Annotated in this window: 16 protein-coding genes; 12 read left to right on the forward strand and 4 right to left on the reverse strand. The window is 41.2% G+C overall.

The window, feature by feature from the left end; translation table 11 throughout:
- Positions 1–44 precede the first annotated feature (44 nt).
- A complete protein-coding gene (locus CJF29_RS07240; RefSeq protein WP_099146260.1) occupies positions 45–419 on the forward strand; it encodes a YccF domain-containing protein in 375 nt (124 codons plus the stop codon).
- 120 nt (positions 420–539) lie between these two features.
- A complete protein-coding gene (locus CJF29_RS07245; RefSeq protein ID WP_004305675.1) occupies positions 540–1,532 on the forward strand; it encodes a YeiH family protein in 993 nt (330 codons plus the stop codon).
- 116 nt (positions 1,533–1,648) lie between these two features.
- On the opposite strand, the gene recA is transcribed toward CJF29_RS07245, so the two are convergent.
- The 4 genes from recA to CJF29_RS07265 all read right to left on the reverse strand — a co-directional run bounded on the left by recA (position 1,649) and on the right by CJF29_RS07265 (position 5,769).
- Complete coding sequence (gene recA / locus CJF29_RS07250) at positions 1,649–2,683, reverse strand: recombinase RecA (protein WP_004302078.1); 1,035 nt, start codon at positions 2,681–2,683, stop codon at positions 1,649–1,651.
- Between the two features lie 26 nt (positions 2,684–2,709).
- Positions 2,710–3,165: a thioredoxin-dependent thiol peroxidase gene (gene bcp / locus CJF29_RS07255; protein ID WP_004302079.1), complete on the reverse strand. Its 456-nt coding sequence runs from the start codon at positions 3,163–3,165 to the stop codon at positions 2,710–2,712.
- Between the two features lie 29 nt (positions 3,166–3,194).
- On the reverse strand, positions 3,195–4,388 hold the full coding sequence (locus CJF29_RS07260; protein ID WP_004302080.1) for a saccharopine dehydrogenase family protein: 1,194 nt from the start codon (positions 4,386–4,388) through the stop codon (positions 3,195–3,197).
- Positions 4,389–4,485: 97 nt separating this feature from the next.
- Complete coding sequence (locus tag CJF29_RS07265) at positions 4,486–5,769, reverse strand: hypothetical protein (protein ID WP_099146261.1); 1,284 nt, start codon at positions 5,767–5,769, stop codon at positions 4,486–4,488.
- Positions 5,770–5,914: 145 nt separating this feature from the next.
- Here CJF29_RS07265 and CJF29_RS07270 point away from each other — a divergent pair, with 145 nt between their 5' ends.
- The 10 genes from CJF29_RS07270 (at position 5,915) to CJF29_RS07315 (ending at position 15,976) form a co-directional block, all read left to right on the forward strand.
- Positions 5,915–6,703, forward strand: a complete 789-nt coding sequence (locus CJF29_RS07270; RefSeq protein WP_099146262.1) for an META domain-containing protein — start codon at positions 5,915–5,917, stop codon at positions 6,701–6,703.
- A 328-nt stretch (positions 6,704–7,031) separates the two neighbouring features.
- Positions 7,032–8,945, forward strand: coding sequence for a molecular chaperone DnaK (dnaK, locus tag CJF29_RS07275; RefSeq protein WP_099146263.1), 1,914 nt, complete (start codon positions 7,032–7,034; stop codon positions 8,943–8,945).
- Between the two features lie 203 nt (positions 8,946–9,148).
- Positions 9,149–9,694, forward strand: a complete 546-nt coding sequence (locus CJF29_RS07280) for a helix-turn-helix domain-containing protein (RefSeq protein WP_032595644.1) — start codon at positions 9,149–9,151, stop codon at positions 9,692–9,694.
- Positions 9,691–10,953: a site-specific integrase gene (locus tag CJF29_RS07285; protein ID WP_074557106.1), complete on the forward strand. Its 1,263-nt coding sequence runs from the start codon at positions 9,691–9,693 to the stop codon at positions 10,951–10,953. The genes CJF29_RS07280 and CJF29_RS07285 overlap by 4 nt, the downstream gene beginning before the upstream one ends.
- 315 nt (positions 10,954–11,268) lie before the next feature.
- On the forward strand, positions 11,269–11,622 hold the full coding sequence (gene mads1, locus CJF29_RS07290) for a methylation-associated defense system helix-turn-helix domain-containing protein MAD1 (RefSeq protein WP_032595645.1): 354 nt from the start codon (positions 11,269–11,271) through the stop codon (positions 11,620–11,622).
- Positions 11,619–12,218 carry a BT4734/BF3469 family protein gene (locus CJF29_RS07295; protein ID WP_042986643.1) on the forward strand — a complete coding sequence of 200 codons (600 nt, stop codon included), beginning with the start codon at positions 11,619–11,621 and terminating at the stop codon, positions 12,216–12,218. Before mads1 ends, CJF29_RS07295 begins: the two co-directional genes overlap by 4 nt.
- Positions 12,169–13,971 carry a DUF3987 domain-containing protein gene (locus CJF29_RS07300; RefSeq protein ID WP_099146264.1) on the forward strand — a complete coding sequence of 601 codons (1,803 nt, stop codon included), beginning with the start codon at positions 12,169–12,171 and terminating at the stop codon, positions 13,969–13,971. The genes CJF29_RS07295 and CJF29_RS07300 overlap by 50 nt, the downstream gene beginning before the upstream one ends.
- Positions 13,972–14,065: 94 nt before the next feature.
- Positions 14,066–14,440, forward strand: coding sequence for a MobC family plasmid mobilization relaxosome protein (locus CJF29_RS07305; RefSeq protein WP_172676414.1), 375 nt, complete (start codon positions 14,066–14,068; stop codon positions 14,438–14,440).
- Entirely contained in the window at positions 14,424–15,323 is a 900-nt protein-coding gene (locus CJF29_RS07310; protein WP_099146265.1) for a relaxase/mobilization nuclease domain-containing protein, read from the forward strand. Before CJF29_RS07305 ends, CJF29_RS07310 begins: the two co-directional genes overlap by 17 nt.
- Positions 15,323–15,976 (forward strand): hypothetical protein, encoded by a 654-nt coding sequence (locus CJF29_RS07315; RefSeq protein ID WP_032593655.1) that lies wholly within the window; start codon positions 15,323–15,325, stop codon positions 15,974–15,976. Before CJF29_RS07310 ends, CJF29_RS07315 begins: the two co-directional genes overlap by 1 nt.
- The last annotated feature ends 2 nt before the right edge of the window (positions 15,977–15,978 follow it).

The raw sequence follows: 15,978 nt of genomic DNA on the forward strand, positions 1-15,978 counted from the left end.
GACAACAAAAAGAAAATTGGAAAAATAACTAATACAATTTATATATGGGCTGTTTAATGAATTTATTGTGGTTGTTGCTTGGTGGTATCTTCACTGCCGTTGAATACCTCATTTCAAGTATATTGATGATGCTTACCATTATTGGTATTCCGTTTGGTATGCAAACTTTAAAACTGGCAGGACTTGCTTTGTGGCCTTTCGGTAAAGAAGTAAGAAGTGGGAACCGCTCTGGTGGTTGCCTTTATATATTGATGAATATCCTGTGGATATTTTTGGGTGGTATTTGGATCTGTCTGTCCCATTTGGTTTTTGGGGCTATATTGTGTATAACCATCATTGGTATTCCTTTTGGCTTACAGCACTTTAAATTGGCAGCTTTGGCATTATCACCTTTTGGGAAAGACATTGTAACAGTGTAAGAGTAGTTGGGAGAGAGTATGCCTATAATTAAAAGTTATAATGCATAATTAGAAACTATTGGTGGGTCTTGATTGTTTACCGTACCTTTGCACCCGGAAAACGATTAAAGACAAAAAGATATGATTTCAACAGCTACAAAAACTTTGCAGGCAAATAATAAGATGATTTATATTGCGCTGCTTTCCACTCTGACTTTCTTCCTGTTTTTAGACTATATTCCGGGATTGGAAGCATGGTCGGCTTGGGTAACTCCTCCCGTTGCTTTGTTCCTCGGACTTATTTTTGCATTAACTTGCGGACAAGCACATCCAAAGTTTAATAAGAAAACATCGAAATATCTGTTGCAATATTCAGTAGTAGGACTGGGATTCGGTATGAACCTTCATTCTGCTTTAGCTTCCGGTAAGGAAGGTATGGAATTTACGGTCATTTCAGTAATCGGAACATTGGTAATTGGCTGGTTCATCGGACGTAAATTGTTTAAAATAGATCGGAATACAGCTTATCTTATCAGTTCGGGAACCGCTATCTGTGGTGGTAGTGCTATCGCAGCAGTGGGACCGGTGTTGAAAGCGAAGGACAGTGAAATGTCTGTGGCATTAGGTACAATCTTTATCTTGAACGCTATTGCACTTTTCATTTTCCCTGCCATTGGTCATGCATTGAATATGGATCAACAACAGTTTGGAACATGGGCAGCTATTGCCATTCATGATACCAGTTCTGTAGTAGGCGCGGGAGCTGCCTATGGTGAAGAAGCATTGAAAGTGGCTACTACTATCAAATTGACCCGTGCTCTTTGGATTATCCCGATGGCTTTTGCTACTTCCTTTATTTTCAAGAGTAAAGGACAAAAGATCAGTATTCCATGGTTTATCCTCTTCTTCGTATTGGCATTGGTGGTAAATACTTATTTACTGGATGGAGTGCCACAATTAGGAGCAGCTATCAACGGTATTGCCCGTAAGACTTTGACGATAACTATGTTCTTCATCGGTGCTTCTCTTTCTATTGATGTTTTGAAAGCCGTTGGAATTAAACCTCTGATTCAAGGAATATTGCTTTGGATAATTATCAGCTTGAGTACATTGGCATACATTTATTTTGTATAAGGGATAAAAGAGAGAATGATATAAAAAAGAAAAAGGTGGGAGAATGATCGTAAACGACTTTCTCCCACCTTTGTTTACTTAGCTTTCAGCCTACGGATAAACAGATCTAAAGCTATTTATTTCTTCTTCAATTCTTCAAAAATCAGTCCTTCCAGTTCTTCTGCCAATTCAGGATTATCCATAATGCATTGTTTAGCAGCATCACGCCCTTGTCCTAACTTAGTATCGTTGTAGCTATACCATGAACCGCTCTTTTTGATGATTCCCAAGTCAGCACCCAAGTCGATGATTTCTCCGGAGTGGGAGATACCTTCACCAAACATGATGTCAAATTCAGCTCTGCGGAAAGGAGGCGCTACTTTGTTCTTCACTACTTTCACTTTGGTCAGTTTACCAAGAATCTCTTCACCATCTTTGATAGGTTGGCTACCACGGATATCCAAACGTACGGAAGCATAGAATTTCAATGCGTTACCACCAGTCGTTGTTTCTGGGTTACCGAACATAACGCCGATCTTCTCACGCAGCTGGTTGATGAAAATACAAGTCGTACGTGTCTTGCTCACAGCAGCTGTCAACTTACGGAGTGCCTGAGACATCAAACGTGCCTGAAGACCTACCTTATTGTCACCCATGTCACCTTCGATTTCCGCTTTAGGGGTCAGTGCGGCTACAGAGTCGATAACGATGATGTCGATAGCAGAAGAACGGATCAGTTGTTCTGCAATTTCCAAAGCCTGTTCTCCGTTGTCCGGTTGAGAGATATAAAGATCATCAATGTTCACTCCCAGTTTAGATGCGTAGAAACGGTCGAAAGCGTGTTCGGCATCAATAAAAGCAGCGATACCGCCGGCCTTTTGTGCTTCAGCAATGGCGTGGATAGCCAATGTTGTTTTACCGGAAGACTCCGGGCCATAGATTTCGATGATTCTACCTCTAGGGTAACCTCCAACACCAAGTGCCACGTTCAAGGCAATAGAGCCTGTCGGGATCACTTCTACTTGTTCAACACTATCATCACCCATTTTCATGATAGAACCTTTACCGAAGCTCTTTTCTATCTTTTCCATGGCAGCCTGTAAGGCTTTTAGTTTTTCGCTTGATGCCATTTTATTATCTGTTTCAAAATTAAGTTCATCTTTCTTTGCCATACCTTATTCTTATATAATTAATGGAGTTATTGATTTAAAATCTGTGAGGCATGTTCCTTGGTCTTCACTTCTTTGGGAGTGATAATCCGTTCTACGATTCCTTCTTCATTAATCAGGAAAGTAGTGCGGAAAGTACCCATGTAAGCACGTCCGTACAGTTTCTTTTCTCCCCATACTCCAAACTCTTCCACTAACCTTTTGTCAGTGTCGGCAATCAGGGTAAAAGGAAGATTGTTCTTTTCGATGAATTTCTGGTGCGACTTTTCATTGTCTACGCTGACACCGATTACTTCATAGCCGGCTTTACGTAGTTCGGAATAGTTGTCGCGCAGATTACACGCTTGTGCGGTGCAACCTGATGTACTGTCCTTCGGGTAGAAGTACAACACAATCTTTTTTCCTTTATAAGCACTTAAACGGATTTCTTCGCCTTTTTCATTGATGCCTAAGATTTCCGGTGCTTTATCTCCTACGTTTATCATAACTATCTTTTTAATGAACAAGTCTACTCTTATAATTCCAGATTTTTGTCGAACTCTTCATGCCAGGGAAGACCTTGCTTGTTGAGTTGTTCCATAAACGGATCCGGATTGAACTCTTCTACGTTGTTTACACCCGGACGTTTCCATTCACCTTTGAAGAACATCATCGCTCCGATCATTGCCGGAACTCCGGTGGTGTAGCTCACTCCTTGCATACCAGTTTCCCGGTAAGCTTCCTGATGGCTGCAGTTGTTGTATACATAATAAGTACGTTCCTTGCCATCTTTCAAACCGCGGATACGACAACCGATAGAGGTTTCTCCTTCGTAGTTTTCTCCTAAATCCTGTGGGTTAGGCAATACAGCTTTCAAGAATTGCAGCGGCACAATCTTCACTCCGTTGTAATCAACTTCGTCGATTCGTGCCATACCGATGTTTTGGATAACGCGTAAGTGAGTTAAATACTCTTGTCCGAAAGTCATCCAGAAACGTGCACGTTTGATTGTCGGGTAATGTTTCACCAATGACTCTAGTTCTTCGTGATAAAGAAGATAAGAATCACGCGGACCGATGTTCGGATATGTCAGGTCTTTATGAATTTCCAGCGGACCGGTAGTTACCCATTTGCCATTTTCATAATAGCGTCCGTTCTGCGTAATTTCGCGGATGTTGATTTCCGGATTGAAGTTCGTTGCAAATGCTTTATGGTGGTTACCCGCATTACAGTCTACAATGTCCAGATATTGAATCTCATCAAAATAATGTTTAGCTGCATAAGCGGTATAGATGCCACTTACTCCCGGGTCGAATCCGCAACCGAGAATAGCTGTCAGACCTGCTTCTTTGAAGCGATCGTGATAAGCCCATTGCCAACTGTATTCAAAGTGAGCTTCATCCTTCGGCTCGTAGTTAGCGGTGTCCAGATAGTTCACTCCAGCTTTCAGACAAGCTTCCATAATAGTCAGATCCTGATAAGGGAGAGCCACATTAATCACCATTTCCGGTTTGAAATCGTTGAATAAGGCTACCAGCTCATCTACATTGTCTGCATCAACTTTAGCTGTTTTTATATTGGGGTTACCTATTGCCTCGACGATTTTATCGCATTTCTCTTTTGTACGACTGGCAATCATGATATCTGTAAATACATCGGCATTTTGTGCCACTTTGTGCGCAACGACAGTGCCAACACCGCCCGCACCAATAATAAGAACTCTACCCATTTCGTTAATTGCGAATTAAAATATTAAGAATATTGGAATTGTTAGCTTTGCAAATATACGTGATTATTTTCAGATAATCATTCGCAGCTACCCCTTTTTATTTGTAACGCTGCAAGGTTCCATTTTCAAATTCCAGCGTTTTGCCATTGTAAAACCAAGTTTCGAAACGATTGTCTTTTTTTAGCTCGATTTCTATCGGATCACCAATGGACAAACGGCATTCCACTGTACTCATACCCGTCTCCAGATCTCCCCGGGAGATAATCTGCCAACGATTTTCTGTGATACCCGGATATTTTTTATGTATATCTTCGAATCCGAAAAAATCTTCGATATAATTTTCATTTCTGACGATAACATCATATTTCAGATCGGTTTCCAATTCATAGATCGCTCCGTCATTGTCTTTTAATGAAAGAATAGCCAGACTGCCGGGAGGAGATAATCTAATATCTTTGATTTGCAGAACTGTATATCGGGGCAGGTGAACGCGTGATTCGGTCTGCTTGTCTTCAAATGATACGATTCTTTTGGCTGGCAGCACCTTTTTAGGATAAACTGTCATTCCCATATATTTATTTTTCAGGCTTTCGATAGTGCCTAGACTCTTATTGGTGAAACTGAATGCATTTGAGAAATATTTCATTCTTTTTTCTCCTTGAAAATCATTCAGGTCCATGCCGGAGTTTGTTCGTGAGAGGGCAACTTCCAGATAATAAGAATGTCCCTGCGTATCTTTGAATACGATTTTTGCCGGATATGCCTGACTGCCGACTCCGATAGCGGTAATTGTTGCTTCCGTATTGACGGGAATGGCTATATCCCGGTAACCGGAATAATTGTTGGCGTCGTCTATCCGGACACTTTCTGCTTGTATATAGACTGTTTTTCCTACCAACAGCTCTTTAGCAGTATCCACATCCTTCAAATAAACCAATCCGTTGATGCCGGCACGGGGAGCCTTTTCGGAGATCTCCTCCAGCCGCATATTCTTTATCTCATAATAATATTTTCCTCCCTCACATTCGAAGATGAAGCGAGTGGAGTAGTTAGTCCCGTTGGGGATATTCTGAGCTTTCTCTTCAGTTCCCGTGAAAGTGAGTATTTTATGTTTCAGCAGGCTGTTGTCTACCCCTTTCTCGGTCTCGTAGCTGGAAAGGGTGGGAAGGAACATGCTCCGTGGAGATGGAACGAACATAAATTTCATTCCGGGTGTCCATTTGCCCAGCGGTAGCAACGGAAAGTTACTTTTGATAAACTGTTCTTCTTGGCCTACAGGGATTTCCTGTGCAGAAGGAGTAGTGACGATGTAATCACTTTGGGCTATGATAGGAGACGTACCACAGCAGAATAGAATCAAAGACAGGACAATTATTCTCATATTTGTTTACTTTAAGTGAATTATGTAAATTGTTCGTTTGTTGTACATTTACTGGCAAATGTATATATTTTATGTTGCATTGGATGTTATTTCCCAATCTTTTTGATATCTTTGCCCTCGATTTTAACTTAAACGTTATAACAATATGAAGAAAGTATTTGTTTCAATTTGCATTGCTGGTGCAGCACTTGCAATGTCTTCGTGCCGTTCGGTTGAGAAGGCAATTCCCCTGTCATCTATCAATGGTGAATGGAATATCATAGAAGTCAATGGCTCGAAAATCACTCCGGGCGAAAGTACCCCCCTTCCTTTTATCGCTTTTGATACAGCAACTGGTCGTGTGTCCGGCAATAGCGGCTGTAATCGGATGATGGGTAGCTTCGATGTAAATGCGAAGCCGGGAAGTCTTGAACTTACAGGAATGGCTAGTACCCGGATGATGTGTCCGGATATGACTACTGAAAATAATGTATTGAATGCTTTTGCGCAAGTAAAAGGATATAAGAAGGCAGGTAAGGACAAAGTGTATCTTTGCAATTCGTCCAACCGTCCGGTTGTCGTTCTACAAAAGAAGGAGGCTGATGTGAAACTTTCGGTTTTGAATGGAGAATGGAAAATAAAAGAAGTGAATGGTGAAGCAATTCCTTCCGGAATGGAAAAACAACCTTTCATTGCTTTTGATGTGAAGAAAAAGACAATTCATGGCAATGCCGGATGTAATTTGATTAATGGCGGTTTTGAAACCAGTACCAGCAATGCCAAATCAATTTCTTTTCCGGGAGTAGCGAGCACAATGATGGCTTGTCCGGACATGGAAACAGAAGGTAAGGTGCTGAAAGCTATCAATGAGGTGAAGTCATTCGATGTGTTGTCCGGTGGCGGCATTGGCTTGTATGATGCAAATGGCGCATTGGTCATCGTGCTGGAAAAGTAATAAATAGATCAATCTATATAATAGGATATGCCTGTGTCGCACATGACGACACAGGCATATTTTTTTTCTTTCATCGAACCAGAGTCGTCTGTATTTGTTTAAAGAAACAGTTGCTGACTGGCTTTGAATATGACTATGTCAGCAGTGTTTATTTATTAAAACTGTCTTTTTGGCAGATATTATGTCATGCATTCGTATAATTTCTTTTTGGCACACGGTTTGCTTTTTAGTAAGCGTCCGTTCGCGACGAGGCTCCTTGATAAGAGCCGGAGAAACAACCGGACAAAAAGAAATCAATGAATAAATAATAAATAAAAAAATAACGATCATGGGAAAAATTATTGGTATTGACTTAGGAACTACAAACTCTTGTGTTGCCGTATTCGAAGGTAACGAACCTGTAGTAATTGCAAACAGTGAAGGTAAACGTACGACTCCTTCTGTTGTCGCTTTCGTAGATGGCGGTGAACGTAAGGTGGGTGATCCTGCAAAACGTCAGGCTATTACGAACCCTACACGTACAATCTTCTCTATCAAACGTTTCATGGGTGAAACTTGGGATCAGGTACAGAAAGAGGTAGGTCGTGTTCCTTATAAAGTAGTGAAAGGTGACAATAACACTCCGCGTGTTGACATTGACGGACGTCTGTACACTCCGCAGGAAATCTCTGCTATGATTCTTCAGAAAATGAAGAAGACTGCTGAAGACTATCTCGGACAGGAGGTGACAGAAGCAGTAATCACCGTTCCTGCATATTTTTCCGACTCTCAACGTCAGGCTACTAAGGAAGCCGGACAGATTGCCGGTCTGGAAGTAAAACGTATTGTAAACGAACCGACAGCCGCAGCTCTTGCTTACGGTCTGGATAAGGCTCACAAAGATATGAAGATTGCTGTATTCGACCTTGGTGGTGGTACATTCGATATTTCTATCCTCGAATTCGGTGGTGGTGTATTTGAAGTACTTTCTACAAACGGTGATACTCATCTGGGTGGTGATGACTTCGACCAAGTAATCATCAACTGGTTAGTACAGGAATTCAAGAACGACGAAGGTGCTGACTTGACTCAGGATCCGATGGCTTTGCAACGTCTGAAAGAAGCTGCTGAAAAAGCTAAGATTGAGCTTTCTTCTTCTACAAGTACAGAAATCAACTTGCCGTATATCATGCCGGTAGGTGGTGTGCCTAAGCACTTGGTGAAGACTTTGACTCGTGCAAAATTCGAATCTTTGGCTCACGAATTGATTCAGGCTTGTCTTGAACCATGTAAGAAGGCAATGAGTGATGCAGGTTTGAACAATGCTGATATTGATGAAGTAATCCTTGTTGGTGGTTCTTCACGTATTCCGGCTGTTCAGAAATTGGTAGAGGATTTCTTTGGCAAGGCTCCTTCTAAAGGTGTGAATCCGGATGAAGTAGTAGCAATTGGTGCTGCTGTACAAGGTGCTGTGTTGACAGACGAAATCAAAGGTGTGGTATTGTTGGATGTTACTCCGTTGTCAATGGGTATCGAAACACTGGGTGGTGTAATGACTAAGTTGATCGATGCTAACACTACCATCCCGGCTCGTAAGAGTGAAACATTCTCTACTGCTGCCGATAACCAGACGGAAGTTACTATCCACGTATTACAGGGAGAACGTCCGATGGCTGCACAGAACAAATCAATCGGTCAGTTCAACTTGACAGGTATTGCTCCGGCTCGTCGTGGTGTTCCTCAAATTGAGGTTACATTTGATATCGATGCCAACGGTATCTTGAAAGTATCTGCTAAAGATAAGGCTACTGGTAAAGAACAAGCTATCCGTATCGAAGCATCCAGCGGTTTGAGCAAGGAAGAAATCGAAAAGATGAAGGCTGAAGCTGAAGCTAATGCTGAAGCAGATAAGAAAGAACGTGAAAAGATTGATAAGCTGAACCAGGCTGACAGCGTAATCTTCCAGACTGAAAATCAGTTGAAGGAATTAGGTGATAAGTTGCCTGCTGATAAGAAAGCTCCGATTGAAGCTGCTTTGCAGAAGTTGAAAGATGCTCACAAAGCACAGGACTTGGCTGCTATCGATACTGCTATGGCAGAAATCAATACTGCCTTCCAGGCTGCAAGTGCTGAAATGTACGCACAGGGTGGTGCACAAGGTGGTGCACAGGCTGGTCCTGATATGAACGGTGGTGCTGGTCAGCAAGATAATAGCAAGCACGGAGATAATGTTCAGGATGCTGACTTCGAGGAAGTCAAATGATTCCGATAAGGAAACAGATAATAAACAATAAGCAAAGGCGTGCAGCTCAATGAGTTGCACGCTTTTTGCGTTTATGGGGTTCATGGTTGCTATGTGTTTTCTATGGGCTTTTTTATCTCTTATTTGCGACATGTTTGCGACACGTCTTATTTGGCGATAAGGTACAACTTAGATTGATATAAACCATTTAAAACGAGAAGAATATGCCAAGAGGAAATTACACCATTCAAAGAAGTTGCGAGGAGTGCGGTAAAATCTTTACTCCTCCGACATTAGTGTCGAAGTATTGTTGTCCGGCTTGTTCCAAGAGAGCATATAAGAAAAGACAAATCGCAAAAGAGAAAGAAGCGATACGCCAAGCACTGATTAGACGAATACCATCCAGCAAAGGGTATCTAACCGTAAAGGAAGCTATGATGATTTACGGTATTAGTAAAGATGTACTTTATCGTATGATACGGCAAGGCTTGATACCGTCATACAATTCTGGCCAGCGTCTGATACGCCTTAGTCGGCAGTATATGGATGAACACTTCAAAACAAAGGCAGGGAGTAGAAAGAGAAAAAAGGAAGCATTGTCCTTTGAACCCAAAGACTGTTATACTATCGGAGAGATTGCCAAGAAATTCCATATCAATGACAGCAGTGTCTTTAAGCACATACGCCGTCATTCTATTCCTACACGCCAAATCGGTAACTATGTTTATGTTCCCAAATCTGAAATTGATAAATTATATAAGTCATTATGAAGAAAGCATTACCTAACACCAAAGTGACCGTCAAACTCAGAAGGTCGAATTACAAAGAAGAATGGTATCTGATTATAGAGTCGTACCCAGTTTACAAGCGAGGTTCAACCCGTGCAAGCCGTGTAGTGGAATCCATTAACCGGACTATATCCACACCTGTTTGGGACAAGTCGTCCATTGCACGTATCTTACCGGATGGAACATTCAACTATAAGCCTAAACGTGATTTGAATGGAATTATCCAATGTCGTTCAACGATAGACCAAGAGGCTTGTATCTATGCCGATAATGTGCGTAAGTTGCGGCAACATGAATATGATAGTGCCATCCTATACACTGATAAGGAAAATGAAATCGCTGCACAGAAAGAGCGGAGCGAACAGGATTTTATCAAGTATTTCAATAGTATTATAAGCACACGTCATCCCAACAGTTCTGATTCAATAATAGTCAATTGGAGGCGTGTAGGCGAATTATTGAAAATGTATTCGCAAGGGCAGCCAATTCCATTCAAGGCAATTTCCGTTAAACTGCTTGAAGACATTAAGATGTTCCTTCTCCGTGCCCCAATGGGAGGGAATAAGAAAGGTACTATCTCACAAAACACGGCATCGACTTATTTCTCTATACTCAAAGCTGGATTGAAACAGGCATTCATTGATGAATATCTGACCGTTGATATAAGTGCGAAAGTAAAGGGAATAACAAACATTGAGAAACCTCGTGTTGCGCTTACCATGAATGAAGTGCAAATGTTGGTTGATACTCCTTGCAAGGATGATGTTTTGAAACGTGCGTTCTTGTTCTCTATTCTCACTGGATTACGGCATAGTGATATTCAAACTTTGAAATGGAAACAAATTCAGCAAACAAGCAAGGGTACATGGCAAGCAGTCGTAATTCAGCAAAAGACAAAAAGGCCCGATTACAAGCCAGTCACTCAACAAGCACTTCAACTATGCGGCATACGTCCAGACGATGATGAAGCACTTGTTTTTGAAGGATTGACTGATGCCTCTTGGATTTCTCGCCCGTTGAAAGTCTGGATAGAAGCATCCGGTATCAAGAAGCACATCACTTTCCATTGTGGCCGCCATAGCTACGCTTCGCTGTTGCTGGAAAATGGAGTTGACATATATACCATCAAGTCTTTGATGGGACATACTAATGTCAAAACCACGCAGATTTATACGCATATTGTAAACGAACAAAAAGAGAAAGCCGCCAATACGCTGCATATAGACAATTTGGATTTATAGGTTGTGGTGGAGGATCCCACCTCTGAGCACCAACGACTTATGTGATACCTATCATGTATTTACCACCGTTTACCCCTCATGAAGCATCGGCTTTTTGAGGGGTGTTTTGTAGTATTGAGGCTTTCGGTAAGGAATGTGTTAGTCCCAATAGTGGTTTATTCTCCTTTTATTATGGCTTCCAATAAATTCTCGTATTAATGAAACTTAAATCTGTCAGTGGTAAATGAACGGTTGATTGGTGGCGGTCAAGCACCTATTTAGCACCTATAAGCATCCCTATACTTTTGCGGCATCAACTTTAATACGAAGAAAAAAATGGCTTATAAAGTAAATTCATTGGAGGAAATGCCGAATGCGTTGTCCTACCTGATTGAGTCCGTAGAAGCACTGCAATCCAAAGTAAATGCCTTGCAACATAAGCAGGCAAGTAATTCATCTAAGTGGATGGATATAGACGAGCTTTGCGCTTATCTTCCATCACATCCAGCCAAGCAAACGGTTTATGGATGGGTATCAACTAAACAGATTCCCGTACATAAAATAAATAAGGCATTGGCTTTCTTGCAATCGGAAATTGACGATTGGTTGAAGAATAAATCGCATAAGACACAGGATGACTTAATGGAAGAAGCCAGACGATTTGTCGAATCTAAAAAGATTATCAGATGATGGAAACGACAGACTATTGCTTTTCGTTCTTTCGCAAGCCTATTCAAAACATCGAACCGATAAGGGCGGTAGGTATTGTGGATGTGTATCGTTATATCATCGGGCATTATGCCCAACCACAAACCGAAGCCCTGCGTTTGATGCTATCTTCTTCCGAAGCCAAAAGATACAAAGCCACTCATTTTGACTATTGTACTTTTTCGGGATTATTTCGCAAGCGTAATGAGAAGGAACTGATTATACACTCAGGATTGATGTGTTTGGATTTCGATCATGTGGATAACATAGGGGAGTTAAAACAGCAACTGCTCAACCATGAGTATTTTGATACGGAACTGTTATTTGTCAGTCCATCCGGTAATGGATTAAAGTGGATAATACCTGTTGACTTGAAAGGCTGGGAACATTCCCGGTACTTTAAGGCTGTTGCCAACTGCATCAAAGCAACAGGTTTGTCATTAGTGGATATGTCCGGCAGTGATGTGGCTCGTTCATGCTTCTTATCCTACGACCCACAAGCATATATTAACCATAAATACAAAGATGATGTCGAAGAAAATATTTTCCGCCCAAGATTGGGAGAATGTCCCTTCTGAAATACAACAGGCACATACACCAAGTATTGCCCCTATATATAATAAGGTGGAGGATGATGTGGAAAGTGTTGTTCGGGAGATAGAACAGTGTGCCATTGATATAGCCCCTCATTATAAAGATTGGGTGGAGTTGGGCTTTGCGCTTGTGGATGGATTGGGAGAGAACGGACGGGAGTATTACCACCGCATCAGTAGGTTTTACCCTACCTATCAAAGGGAAGAAACGGATAAACAATATACGCATTGTCTGCAATCCAAAGGACAAGGCATTACCATCCGTTCTTTCTTCCATTTGGCAAATCAAGCCGGAATCTCATTGGCTCCGTTCAGTAAAGAGCATTTATCCATTTTACCAAATATCCAAAATGGTAAAACGGGTAAATGGATAAAATCAGAAGAAGAACTTCCTGCATTTCCTGAATGTGTGTTTGAGCATCTTCCTCCTTTTCTAAATGAGGTTGTCAATAATTCCATTTCGGTAGATGACCGTGATACGATATTAATCGGGGCTATTGTGTGTTTGTCGGTATGCTTTCATAATGTTTGTGGCGTGTACGATGAACGCATTGTTTATCCGAATCTATATCTGTTCGTGGTGGCAGATGCCGGTATGGGAAAAGGAGCATTGACCTTATGCCGAGAATTGGTAGCTCCCATTAACCGTAATTTGCATGAACTTTCAAAGCGGATGGAACAGGAATACAAAGAAGCGATGAGCACTTATATCAAAGGTAAGAAAACTGATGGAATGACTATGCCAACAGAACCGCCTATGCGTATGCTCATCATTCCTGCCAATAGCAGCGCAAGCTCTTTCTTGAAGATATTGGGAGATAATGACGGAATCGGACTGTTGTTTGAATCGGAAGGAGACACATTAAGCCAGACTTTGAAGTCTGACTATGGTAACTATTCCGATGTGCTGAGAAAGGCATTTCACCATGAGTTGGTAAGTTTGAGTCGGCGCAAGGATAGGGAATACTGTGAAGTCAGTAATCCAAGAGTATCAGTCGCTTTGGCTGGAACTCCCGAACAGGTAAGAAGATTGATACCTGATGCGGAGAACGGATTGATGAGTCGCTTTTGTTTCTATATTATCCGCTTCAAGCGAGGTATAAGAAATGTGTTTGCCACAAGCGACATTTCTCAATCCAAGAATGCCATGTTCAAACTGTTGGGAGATAAATTCTGCCATTTGCATGAGGAATTTGTACGGCAGGGTAATTATTCCTTTTCTCTTCCCTCTGATTTGCAGGAACAGTTTATTGAATATCTCAGTCGTGTGAATGAGGAATGTTGTGACGAAGTGAATAACAAGATGCAAGGAGTAGTCAGACGGATGGGACTAATTGCTTATCGTATAATGATGGTGTTGACCGCTGTCCGACATCTGGATAATGTGATTCACAAATCTTCTTCTGACGAGACTATACAATTGGTTTGCCATGAGTTTGACTATTCCATAGCCATGAGTATTTGCGACACCCTGCTTTATCATGCCGTATTCATTTATCAGAATTTGTCAGGAAATCAGTCAAAACGATTCAATACCGATTCGCAAGAGACAGGCGTTTATGCACGAAGGAACACCCTTTATAATATGTTGCCTGACATTTTCACAAAGAAAGATTATGATGCGGCGGTTTTAACTTTAGGCGAGAATGGAAGTACGGCAAACAAGTGGATAGAAGCCTTTATTAAAGATGGCAAGCTATGCCGGATAGAGCAGGGGAAATATAGGAAGATTTTTTGAGTGGCAAGTTTGTGTTTTAGTGTCACTAAAACCTATGCCGCAAGCGATAGAACTGCCACTCTCAAAAAACAATTTATCAATATCGAGAATCAATATGAGTATAAAGGAAAAGAAACTTGGTGGCCGCCCAAAGTTGGCGAGCTATCAGAAACGTACCAAATGTTTTCGGGTAATGTTTACTGAGAACGACTACATTTATATCCAATCCAAAGCGGAACAGGCAGGATTGTCTGTCAATGAATTTTGCCATCAGGCGGCAATGGATTGTCAGGTCTGTCAGCGTATCAGTCCGGAAATGGTATCGGCAATTCGTGACCTTTCCGGTATCGCCAATAACGTCAATCAGATTGCCCACCAGATGCACATCTATGGATTGGAAACAGTCAAACAACAGTGTTTTTCGATTATCTCGGAAGTTAGTAGAATTATCACCCAAGTAAAGAATACCTGTCATGATAGCGAAGATTAAAACAAGAGTTGATTTCGGAGGTATTGTAAACTATGCCAATGACCAAAAGAACAAGAAGAAATGCGCTACACTTTTAGCGCATGAAGGAGTATGTACCATTAGCAATAAGTTGATTGCCGATTCTTTTTGCCTTCAAGCATCCATGCGCCCGAAAGTAAAGAGTCCTGTGAAGCACGTATCACTTGCTTTCTCTTCGCAAGATATTAGCCGTTTTCCTGATAATGAAGAAGGGGATGCGCTTATGGTGGAGATTGCCAAGAAATGGATGGAACAAATGGGGATTCGCAATACTCAATATATCATAGCCCGGCATCACGATACGAAACATCCTCATTGTCATTTGGTATTTAATCGGATAGACAATGAAGGTAATCTCATTTCTGACAGCAATGAAAGAATACGCAATGCAAAAGTCTGTCGTGCTTTAACTAAAGAGTATGGACTTTACTTTGCTCCTAAAAATAGCAAAGCCAGAAATAAGAGCCGTTTGCGTCCTCATCAATTACGGAAATATAATCTCCGTTCTTCAGTTCTTGATGCACGAGCAAATTCTCATTCGTGGAATGACTTTTTTTGCATTCTCAAAGGTTTGGGTATAGATATGCGTTTTAATCACGCTGAGAATTCTGATAAAATTCGTGGTATATCATTCAGTCAGGATGAGTATAGTATGGCTGGTTCTAAACTTGACCGTGATTTGAGTTTTAACAGCCTTTGTGCTACATTGGGTAATGTGGTAGCGGAACTGATTATTCAACCCCATCAAGCCATAACTACCAGTGGAGGTGGAGGAGCCAACAATGAACAAGGATGGCGAGACGATAAAAACAAAGACAACGAAAGAAACGAACCTTTTTATAAAACCTCAAAACGTAGAAGATAATGAAAGAAGATGTAGTAGCTGCAAATCTTGCGAATTTGCGCCAAAGTATCAACGAACTGAAAGAATGTATTGAAAAACAGAACACCACTGTTCCTAAACCGGAACAATCTGTAAAAGCGGATTTCAATGAAAAGGCTATTTATAATGGAATTGCCAAAAGTTTCTGTACTTGCTGGAACGAAGCCTTGTCTGTGGTCAAGAAACATATCTGGCAACAGCAGCCCAACACATTGCCGTTTTCGCTATGGTTTCCAAAACTCATTGATTTATTCAAGCAGAAGTCCAAACTTCTTGAATATCTTTATCGGCACGTTTGCGATTACAATCAGAATCGTATGACTATCGAAACTAATATTAGGTGTATATTGAAACGGCAGGATGAGATATTGGCAAAAATCAATGCATTGAAAAGCCCTGTAACTATTATTCCGCCTAATATCAGTGGGTTGTTTATATGTGGCTATCATATAAAACTCCGGCATATAGTGTCCATTATTGCCGTTATTATTATATGGGCTGTTGCTGTTTCTGCTAGTAGCATGAAGTATAAAGAAGAGGGCTTTGCGTATTATTCGATGTATCGGGCAATGAAGGAACAATATCAGCATTTAGTGGAAATTACTTATGTAAAATCTAAGCCTGATGCGGAATAAGA

Source organism: Bacteroides celer (assembly GCF_002632415.2).
In the GTDB taxonomy this organism is placed as follows: domain Bacteria; phylum Bacteroidota; class Bacteroidia; order Bacteroidales; family Bacteroidaceae; genus Bacteroides.